The organism is Hyphomonas sp. (genome assembly GCF_040882205.1).
Taxonomy (GTDB): domain Bacteria; phylum Pseudomonadota; class Alphaproteobacteria; order Caulobacterales; family Hyphomonadaceae; genus Hyphomonas.
Map to the genome: position 1 here is coordinate 1 of NZ_JBBEBT010000037.1, position 7,848 is coordinate 7,848.

The window sequence follows — 7,848 nt, forward strand, 5'->3', positions numbered from 1 at the left end:
TTCCCGTCCCCGTGATCCGGTTTCCGTTTAAACCATGCCTCTGCTTGGAAGGGCGGAGGCGTTCCCGCATGGGTCATCGCATCACCGTCACCGCCAGCGGCCCCTACGGCGGCAGCAGCAGCGCCGTCGCTGAAGCCATTTTCCAAACCGTCACCGACATACATGCCCGGGGCGGCGACGGGGCTGAACAGACCGGGTTCTCCGCCTCCCATACCGGAATGGGGTGGATGATGCCCGTCACCGTCTCACCCGGCGGCCCCACCAGCACCAGTGTGCGCCTCACCGCCGGGGGCGCCGCCACCATCTTCGCAAAATTCTCCGGCAAGATGGGAAACCTCCTCGGCACGGCGCAGCCCATGGTCCGCGCCGTGCCGGATAACTCGAGTTCGCAATCGCCTGACGTCATGGCGAGCCTGATGAACGCCCGTATGGCGGACATCCTCAAACGGAATGGCCGCAAGCCCTGACTGCAGAGACTCAGGCCGGCGCTTTTCTCCGCCGCAGTTTCAGAGTAGCAGGGCGCGGATGACCACCACGCCCCTCGCTCCCGCCCCGATCAAGGGCGCCAAGACGCCGAAAGTCGGCATCGTCTCGCTCGGCTGCCCGAAGGCGCTGGTTGATTCCGAACGCATCATCACGCGCCTTCGCGCCGAAGGCTACCAGATCGCGCCGGACTATGCGGGCGCGGACCTTGTGCTGGTGAACACATGCGGCTTCCTCGATTCAGCGCGCGACGAGAGCCTCGCGGCGATCGGCGAGGCGATCGAAGCGAATGGCAAGGTCATCGTCACCGGTTGTCTCGGCGCCGAACCGGACGTGATCCAGCGTGCCCATCCCAAGGTGCTCGCCGTCACCGGCCCGCACCAGTATGAAGCGGTGATGGACGCGGTGCACACGCATCTGACGCCGCCCCACAATCCGCACCTCGATCTCGTGCCCGAAAGCGGCCTGCGCCTCACGCCGCGCCACTATGCCTATCTAAAGATTTCAGAAGGCTGCAACAACCGCTGCTCCTTCTGCATCATCCCGAAACTGCGCGGCGACCTTGCCTCGCGCCCCATCCACCATGTGTTGATGGAGGCGGAGAAGCTCGTCGCCGCCGGCGTCAAGGAACTGCTCGTCATCAGCCAGGATACGTCCGCTTACGGACTGGATATCAAGTACAAGCCGGAGACATGGCGCGGCGCGGAATACGAAACGCGTTTCCTCGATCTGGCGAAGGGTCTCGGCAGTCTCGGCGTTTGGGCGCGGATGCACTATGTTTATCCGTACCCGCACGTTGACAACATCATCCCGCTTATGGCTGAGGGCCTGATCACGCCCTATCTCGATATTCCCTTCCAGCACGCCTCCGCTCCGGTTCTCAAGGCGATGAAACGCCCCGGCAACCAGACCAAGGTGCTGGACCGGATCGCGCGCTGGCGCGCCGATGTGCCGGACCTCGCGATCCGCTCGACCTTCATCGTAGGCTTCCCTGGCGAGACGGAAGAAGACTTCCAGGTCCTGCTGGACTTCATCTGCGAGGCCAAAATCGACCGCGCGGGCTGTTTCAAGTATGAAAACGTCGCGCACGCCGAAAGCGGTAAGCTGGAGAACCACGTCCCCGAGGATGTGAAGGAAGATCGCTGGCACCGCTTCATGGCGACGCAGGCGGAAGTTTCGGCCGCGCGCGCCGCCGCGCAGGTCGGCAAGAAGCTCGACATCATCATCGACGGCGAGGACGACCAGTCCCCCGGCGGCTGGATCGGCCGCTCAAAGGCAGATGCGCCGGAAGTTGACGCTGTGGTCTACGTCACGGCCAAGCGCCAACTGAAGTCAGGCGATATCGTCCGTACAAAGATTACTGGCGCAGACGATTACGACCTTTACGGTGAGACAGCGTAGCGGTTAAGCCGCGTGCCGGCTTCCTTCACTTCAGCCATACGCAGGGCCATGGACTTATCCATGTTGGCGGACGTGCGCGCCAGCGCGTCGTGATCTGCCAGTTCCGGCCGCCCGCATCCGTAAGGCGGCGCCGGCGAATACTCGGCGCCGAGGGTCAGCGCCTTGGCATATCCCTCCCCTGCGATTTCGGCGAGCAGGGTGAAGGCAAAGTCGATACCCGCCGTCACGCCGCCGCCTGTGAAGATATTCCCGTCACGACGATGCGCGCAGGGTCGGGGACCGCGCCGGACTCCGTCAGCAGTCCGCGCCAGGCCCAGTGGCAGGCCGCGCGCTTGGCCTGCAACAGGCCCGCTGCGCCCAGGTTCAGTGAACCGGTGCATACGGAGGTTACGGACTTCGCGCCTGGCGCCAGGCGGCGCACCTGGCCCACGAAGGCCTCATCCAGCGGCGGCTCGGTGCAGTTTAAGAGCTGATCCGGCCTTCGCCAAAATCAAAAGACTCGGGCTTCAGGCCCGGGTCTCTCCATTTCAGCTCCATGTCTTCCATTGCGCCGCGCACGATCCGGGCGATGGCCGCATTGCGCCGCGTGCGGCTGTCGGACGGGACCACATACCAGGGCGAATGGCGCGTCGAGCAGCGGCTGACCGCCAGCTGGTAGGCTGCCATGAACTCCGCCCACCTTGAACGGTCATCCAGATCGCCGGGATTGAACTTCCAGAGCTTGTGGACTTCCTTTAGGCGCTCCTTCAGGCGGACGCCCTGCTCCTCGTAACCGATGTTGAGCATGAACTTCACCACCTTGGTGCCGTTTTCGCCGAGATGTTTCTCGAAGGCATTGATCTGCTCGTAGCGCGCCTCGATCTCGTCCAGCGGCGCGAAACCACGCACGCGCACCACGAGCACGTCTTCATACTGCGACCGGTCGAAAATTCCGACATGGCCGCGCCGGGGCACGGCATTGTGGACGCGCCAGAGATAGTCGCGCGCGAGTTCCTCGCTGCTGGGGGCCTTGAAGGCTTTCACTTCCATGCCGAGCGGGGTCGTGTCCGAGAAGACCGACTTGATGGTCCCAGACTTGCCAGACGTGTCCATGCCCTGGAGGATCACCAGCAGCGAGCGCTTGCCCTCGGCATAGAGCATGTCTTTCAGCTCGTTGATGACGGCGGCGTCCTTCTTGAGGCTGGTCCCGGCTTCGACCTTGTCGGTGAACACTTCCCGGCCGGACGTGTCCCGCTTCGACAGGTCAAACGGCTTGCCGGGCGGCGCGATGAGCGCCTTGCGGACAGCGGCAATCGAGGGAATGGCCATGGCGCGGTATCCTGAAATGAAAAGGCCGCACCAGTCTGGCGCGGCCTTCCCGAAACTTCAAGGAATTCAGATGGCTTACGAGGAGTAGAACTCGACCACCTGGGCCGGTTCCATCTTCACCGGGTAGGGCACATCGGAGAGAACCGGAATGCGCTTGAACCCGGCGGTCATCGCTTTCGGGTCGACTTCCACATAGTCCGGAATGTCGCGCTCGCCGCTGCCGAGGGCTTCGAGGACGAGGGCGAGGTTGCGCGACTTCTCGCGGACCTGGACAACGTCACCCGGCTTCAGGCGGGCGGAACCGATATTGCAGCGCTTGCCGTTCACGGTGACGTGGCCATGGTTGACGAACTGGCGTGCGGCGAAGATCGTCGGGACGAACTTGGCGCGGTAGACAATGGTGTCGAGACGCGACTCGAGGATACCGATCAGGTTCTCGGCCGAGTTGCCCTTCATCTTGGCGGCGTCTTCGTAGATTTTCGAGAACTGCTTCTCGGTGATGTCGCCGTAGTAGCCCTTCAGCTTCTGCTTCGCCATCAGCTGCATACCAAAGTCGGAGACCTTGTTGCGGCGGTTCTGGCCGTGCTGGCCGGGCTTATAGGCGCGCTTGTTGAAGGGAGACTTGGGGCGGCCCCAGATATTTTCGCCGACCCGTCGATCGATCTTGTACTTCGCGCTATGGCGACGTGACATGGTAGTACCTCAATTTTCAGCGCGGGCCGGTGGGCTCAGCTCGTTCGAGCCCACGATTACAACGGCGGCTCCGCACCACCCCGTCATGAAGTCGCGGGTAAAACACCAATCTGACGCTCGCGTCAAGCGCGGGGACTGCTAGTGTACCCCTCATAAAAGGGAGGAATACATGGGACAGGTTAACGGCAAAATCGCCATAGTTACAGGCGCCGCCAGCGGAATCGGGCGGTCTGCGGCCATCGCGCTCGCCCGGGAGGGGGCCAAGGTGATGGCCACGGATGTGGACGAGGCGGGCCTGAAAAAGACCGAGGCGATCATTGCGAGGGCCGGCGGCACGGTTGCCGTTGCGGCACAGGACGTGACCGACGAGGCGCGCTGGGATACCATTTTTGCGGAAACGACGAGCCTGTTCGGCACCCCCAACGTGCTTGTCAACAACGCCGGCATCGCAATTGCCGGAGCTCTGATGGACTATTCGCTGGCCGACTGGCAGCGTCAGATGGCTGTCAATACCGACTCCGTGTTCCTCGGCACACGGGCGGCCATGCGTGCGATGAAGACCGGCGGCGGGTCGATCATCAACCTTTCTTCGGTGGCGGGGCTGCGCGGCTCGCCGGGGGTGGCAGCCTATTGCGCGTCCAAGGGCGCGGTCCGCCTCTTCACCAAGGCGGCGGCGGTCGAGTGCGGGGCGCTCGGCCTCAAGATCCGGGTGAACTCGGTCCATCCCGGGATCATCGACACGCCGATCTGGCAGAAGGAAATCACCCGCGTCACCGAGACAATGAACGCAGAACAGGTGAGCGCCCTGACGGCCCATAGCGGCGGCAACGCGCTTGACCCGAATATCGTGGCGCTCGGCGGCACGCCGATGGGCCGCGCGGGGCGGCCGGAGGAAGTAGCGGAACTGATCCTGTTCCTGGCCTCGGACGCTTCCAGCTTCTCGACCGGACAGGAGCATGTGGTGGATGGCGGCCTGACGGCGCGGTAGCGCGCAGCATCGAAGCCCGGGCGCGCAGTGAGGGAGCGGCCGGTGCCGGGTGCCTTCGGTTTTACCGTATCGGCGCCATACCCGCGAAAGTCGGCCCGCAAGGGTTTCTTTTGCTTGAAGTTATGGGTCCGGCTTTCGCCGGGATGACAAGCTGGACGAGTTGGTTTGGGGGGCTGGATGCAGGCGTTAGTCTGTTCTTATGCCCCGAAATCTCACTTCTGCATGGCGGCTTTCAGTTCCGGGCGGTCTTCGGCGGAGTTCAGGAACTTCGGGGTGAGGCGGATGCCGCTGGCCTGTTCGTAGGCATAGCCGTAGGCAAAGATCGCGGCGTCGGTGTTCTTACCGCCCATGAAGGAGAGGCCGATCGGAATGCCGTGCACGTCGCCCATAGGGACGGTGAGGTTCGGATAGCCTGCGATGGCGGCGGCCCAGCCGGCGCCGGCCCATTCTGGCCAGACATCGCCGTTGACGGGATCGATGCGCGGCGCGACCGGGCCTGAGGGCGAGACGAGGACGGAGGTGCCGTGATCAGCGAGCAGCTTGTCGATTCCATTTTCGCGCGTGGCAGATTGGACGAGGGCGAGCGCCTTCGTGTAGGCTTCATCTGTGAGCGGACCAAGCGCGTCGGACTCCTCGAGGATATCCTGGCCGAAGAGGGCAAGTTCCGCTTCCGCGTTTGCCGTGTTGAAGGCGATGATGTCTGCCAGTGTGCGGGCGGTCACGCCGGGCGCAGCGCCTGCCAGGTATTCGTTGAGGCTGGCCTTGAACTCATATTCGAGGACGAGCAGCGAGGCGGCCCAGAAGCCTTCCGGCGGCTCAAAGGCTTCGATCTCGATGAGTTCGGCGCCCTGCCCTCTCAGGACTTCGAGCGCGCCATTGAAATGCGAAATTATGTCCGGGTTCGAGCCCTGCGCGGCGCGCAGGACCCCGACGCGAACGCCCTTGAGCGCCTCCGGCGTGAGGGCGGCGGTATAGTCGGCGTCACCGGCGTCCATTGCGTTCATCAGCAAGGCGGCGCCGAGGACGGTGGTGGTCATCGGGCCTGCGGTATCCTGGCTCGGTGAGATAGGGACAATGCCCCCCTGCGGGATGAGGCCGACGGTAGGCTTGAAGCCGACGAGGCCGTTGACATTGGACGGGCAGATAATCGAGCCGTTGGTTTCGGTGCCGACGCCGCCCGCTGCGAGCGAGGCGGCAATGGCGGCGCCGGTACCGGAGCTGGAGCCGCAGGGGTTGCGGTCCAGCATGTACGGATTGCGAACCTGTCCGCCTACGGAGGACCATCCGCTGAGTGAAAAGTTGGACCGGAAGTTCGCCCATTGGCTGAGATTGGTCTTGCCGAGGATGACGGCGCCTTCAGCGCGCAGGGACGCGGCGAGCGGGCTGTCGCGGCCGGTGATATTGTCTTTGAGCGCGAGTGAGCCGGCAGTGGTCGCCATCGGATCGAGGGTTTCGATGTTGTCCTTGAGGAGGATCGCGACACCGTCGAGGGGCCCGAGGGGTGCACCGGCCGCCCGGCGCGCGTCGCTGGCGCCGGCCTGCGCGAGGGCGTCCGGGTTCACGAAGAGGATCGATTGCAGGCGCGGGCCGGCGCGGTCGATGGCGGCGATGCGGCCAAGGTAGGCGTTCGTGAGCTCAACGGATGTGACCTCGCCGCTCGCCAGGGCGGCGGCGATTTCGGGTAATGAACTGGCGGGCCAGCCGGTTACTTCGTAGCTGGCGGCAGGCGGCTGTTCAGCGGCGGGCGTGAGTAAAGGCGGCGCTGGCACGGGGGTTGTGCAGGCTGCGAGGGCAAGCGCGCTGAGTGCGCCAGTGAGTTTGTAATCCATGACGCGGGGTCCCCGATGTCTGTGACCAGGAGACGTTAGTCGTAACACAGCGAGTGACAAGTGGCATGAAACCCCGATCTTCGCGGGGCGAGTAGATTGGAGGCGGGAAGGTCCCGGGTCAATCGGCCGTTGCGCAGCCTCTGCCCGGGACAGAACCTATCGGGCGAACTTCTTGAACTTGAGGCGTTTCGGGTTGACCGCGTCTTCGCCGAGGCGGCGTTTCTTGTCTTCGAGGTAGGAGGTGAAATCGCCCTCGAACCATTCGACATGGCTGTCGCCCTCGAAGGCAAGGATGTGGGTGGCCATGCGGTCCAGGAACCAGCGATCGTGCGAGATGACCACGACGCAGCCGGGGAAATTGTCGAGGCCTTCTTCGAGGGCCTGCAGGGTTTCCACGTCGAGGTCGTTGGTCGGCTCGTCAAGCAGGAGCAGATTGTGGCTACCCTTAAGCATCTTGGCGAGGTGGACGCGGTTGCGCTCACCGCCGGAGAGGATGCCGACTTTTTTCTGCTGGTCGGTACCCTTGAAGTTGAAGGCTCCGACATAGGCGCGCGACATGACCGTAACGCCGCCGAGGTCGATGACATCCGTGCCGCCGGAGATTTCTTCCCAGACGTTTTTGTTGGGGTCTAGCTTGTCCCGGCTCTGGTCGACATAGCCGATCTTGACAGTTTCGCCGACGCGCATGGCGCCAGAGTCCGGCTTCTCCTGGCCGAGGATCATCTTGAACAGCGTGGACTTACCGGCGCCGTTCGGGCCGATGACGCCGACAATGCCGCCCGGGGGCAGCTTGAAGGAGAGATTGTCGATCAGCACATTGTCGCCGAACGCCTTGGAGAGGCCTTCGGCTTCCAGAACGACGCCGCCGAGACGCGGGCCGGGCGGAATGCGGATCTGCGAGGTCATGACCTGCTCGCGCTCGGCCTCGGACGCCATCTTCTCGTAGGCGTTGATACGGGCCTTGGATTTTGCCTGACGCGCCTTCTGGCCTGAGCGAACCCATTCAAGTTCCTTGGCGAGGGTGCGCTTGCGGCCGACATCGTCGCGCGCTTCCTGCTTCATGCGTTTGGCCTTCTGTTCGACCCAGCCGGAATAGTTGCTCTGGAACGGGTTGCCGCGGCCGCGGTCGAGTTCGAGGATCCAGTT

General features: G+C 63.8%; 7 protein-coding genes and 1 pseudogene. 3 read left to right on the forward strand and 5 right to left on the reverse strand.

Annotation, left to right across the window (positions count from 1 at the left end):
* Positions 1 to 68: 68 nt before the first annotated feature.
* Both WEA77_RS02025 and rimO read left to right on the forward strand, forming a co-directional pair.
* Entirely contained in the window at positions 69 to 467 is a 399-nt protein-coding gene (locus WEA77_RS02025; protein ID WP_368066206.1) for a hypothetical protein, read from the forward strand.
* A 58-nt stretch (positions 468 to 525) separates the two neighbouring features.
* Positions 526 to 1,884 carry a 30S ribosomal protein S12 methylthiotransferase RimO gene (rimO, locus tag WEA77_RS02030; RefSeq protein WP_368066207.1) on the forward strand — a complete coding sequence of 453 codons (1,359 nt, stop codon included), beginning with the start codon at positions 526 to 528 and terminating at the stop codon, positions 1,882 to 1,884.
* On the opposite strand, the pseudogene WEA77_RS02035 reads toward rimO, so the two are convergent.
* The 3 genes and pseudogenes from WEA77_RS02035 to rpsD form a co-directional block, all read right to left on the reverse strand.
* A pseudogene (locus tag WEA77_RS02035) lies at positions 1,866 to 2,317 on the reverse strand (DJ-1/PfpI family protein); the annotation flags it as partial. The gene rimO and the pseudogene WEA77_RS02035 sit on opposite strands and share 19 nt — an antisense overlap.
* Before the next feature lie 29 nt (positions 2,318 to 2,346).
* A complete protein-coding gene (locus WEA77_RS02040; protein ID WP_368066208.1) occupies positions 2,347 to 3,192 on the reverse strand; it encodes a PPK2 family polyphosphate kinase in 846 nt (281 codons plus the stop codon).
* A gap of 75 nt (positions 3,193 to 3,267) precedes the next feature.
* Positions 3,268 to 3,885: a 30S ribosomal protein S4 gene (rpsD, locus tag WEA77_RS02045; protein WP_368066209.1), complete on the reverse strand. Its 618-nt coding sequence runs from the start codon at positions 3,883 to 3,885 to the stop codon at positions 3,268 to 3,270.
* Between the two features lie 169 nt (positions 3,886 to 4,054).
* On the opposite strand from rpsD, the gene WEA77_RS02050 reads away from it, so the two are divergent.
* On the forward strand, positions 4,055 to 4,873 hold the full coding sequence (locus WEA77_RS02050; protein ID WP_368066210.1) for an SDR family NAD(P)-dependent oxidoreductase: 819 nt from the start codon (positions 4,055 to 4,057) through the stop codon (positions 4,871 to 4,873).
* 212 nt (positions 4,874 to 5,085) lie between these two features.
* Here WEA77_RS02050 and WEA77_RS02055 read toward each other — a convergent pair whose 3' ends face one another.
* On the reverse strand, positions 5,086 to 6,702 hold the full coding sequence (locus WEA77_RS02055; RefSeq protein WP_368066211.1) for an amidase: 1,617 nt from the start codon (positions 6,700 to 6,702) through the stop codon (positions 5,086 to 5,088).
* A gap of 156 nt (positions 6,703 to 6,858) precedes the next feature.
* A partial coding sequence (locus tag WEA77_RS02060) for an ATP-binding cassette domain-containing protein (protein WP_368066212.1) occupies positions 6,859 to 7,848 on the reverse strand: 990 nt, incomplete at its 5' end.